General features: G+C 54.3%; 1 protein-coding gene. It reads right to left on the bottom strand.

The window, feature by feature from the left end; genetic code table 11:
- On the bottom strand, positions 1–1,768 hold a 1,768-nt coding region (locus tag V6D20_24310; protein ID HEY9818905.1), incomplete at its 3' end, for a POTRA domain-containing protein.
- Between the last annotated feature and the right edge of the window lie 59 nt (positions 1,769–1,827).

The following is a 1,827-nucleotide window of genomic DNA, read 5'->3' as shown; positions in this document are numbered from 1 at the left end:
GATAACCGCGCACCGTATCCTGACCACCAATACCAAACTGCTCTAGGGACACTAGCGAGTCGGTGGAAAGCTGGATATCACTGCGCACCAGCAGCAAGGCATCTTCAGCAAATAAATGTAGCCATTGACCCTGACCACGCCATGCCAAAAAGCGACTGTCGGGCCGTCCTTGGTTCACCGTGGCGTCTAAGGCATCTAGGCCTAAACTGAATTGCGATCGCACCGCAAACACATCCTGGGAACTGCGCCGCAGCCATTCTTGAAACAAGCGCAGCGCCACCACGCGGGTGTAGCCATTTTCATCAGCCCCTCCCACCGTTAGCGGAAATGGCCCACCCACGTTCGCCGGTAGATCTAGAATGCTGCGGGTTTGTTGGCGGCTGGCGGTGATGCCCACGGCCAGTTCTTCATTCAGGGTTTGAAACAGCGGCTGGCGGTAGGTTAGGTCTATGAAATTCGACTCGGACTCGACCTGAAGCTGGTTAAACGGCCGCTCAATCACCTCCGCCATGCCCACACCCGTATTGAGTTCCAAGGTGCCACCCTGGGGATTTAGAAATACACGAAACCGTCCTTCCAGAGCATCACTGCCCGAGGTGTGAGCATAGTTAAGGTTGAGGGTTTCACCTGCCCTGCCTACATTGAGTTCGCTGATCTCCAGCCGTTGACGAAACTCACCCACACTGGGCGATCGCCGATTATCTAAGGTGCCGATAATATTAAACGTATCAGCTTCAAGCACATCAAGGATCAAGACACTCGTACCCAACTCTGGGCCAGCAGATAGCTCAGCGGTGAGAGTCTGGATGCGGGGATCCAACTGCAACAACTGCAGCCGCTCCAATAGATCATTCACATTTAAGGGACTATCTGCCCCTAGGGCAATACGCCGGCTAAAGTAGCGATCGCCCAAGCGTTGGTTATTGCGGACTTCAATGCCCTCTAGCCGTCCTTCCACCAGTTCCATCAGCACCACGCCAGCTTGGATCGGTTGGGGAGGAATGAAGGCCCCGGATGTTACGTAGCCCGCATCCAGGTAAAGCTGAGTCACCGCCGATCGCGCCTCGTACAGTTCATCCAGGGTAATCGGCCGGTTGGTATAGGGTTGGGTAACCTCTTCGAGGTCAGCGTCACTAAACGCTGTATTGCCCACAAACTCAAATCGCTCTACCACAATTCGATCCAAGTTATCTAAACTAGGATCTTCAGGGGCATCTGGCTCAACGGGACGCAGCAGCTCATCCCGGGGCGGGAGGGGCGGCGGTAGATCATCGTCGAACAGCGGATCATCAAACAGCGGATCGTCAAACAGCGGTGCTGGCAGCACTTGGCTCACAGGGGCATCTAGGAAACCAGAACTACTTGCCTCTGAACGATTTGGGCTATATGGCTCTGAACCATATAGATCTGAGGGGATAGACCGGGGTGGAGCATCTGGAGCCTCCCTCTGAGCCACCGGATTATCCTGATCACTAGACTCTCGGATAGGGGAGCGATCGCTAGCAGGAACTGGAACAGGATCGGAGGGAACCGGGATAGGGTCAGGGAGGATGAGCAGCGGTTCAGTGGGAGGCTGGAGGGAGGAGGGTTCAATCGATAGGGGGGCATCGCTCCCATCCAAGTCCCCCAGGTTGAGCCTATCTACAGAAGGTCTAGCGTCTGCTTGGGCGATCGCTCCCATCTCAGTCCGTGGCTCCTCAAAAATAGATCTAGAATTCTCAAGGGCAGCGACTGACTGACTGGAAAAACAGAAAATTCCAGGTAGCAATATAAAATAGATATGATAGGATAATCGGTGATGCATACCGTGATAGTCCGTGATAGTAG

Source organism: Candidatus Obscuribacterales bacterium (assembly GCA_036703605.1).
GTDB lineage: Bacteria > Cyanobacteriota > Cyanobacteriia > RECH01 > RECH01 > RECH01.
This window is presented reverse-complemented; position numbering and strand designations above follow the sequence as displayed.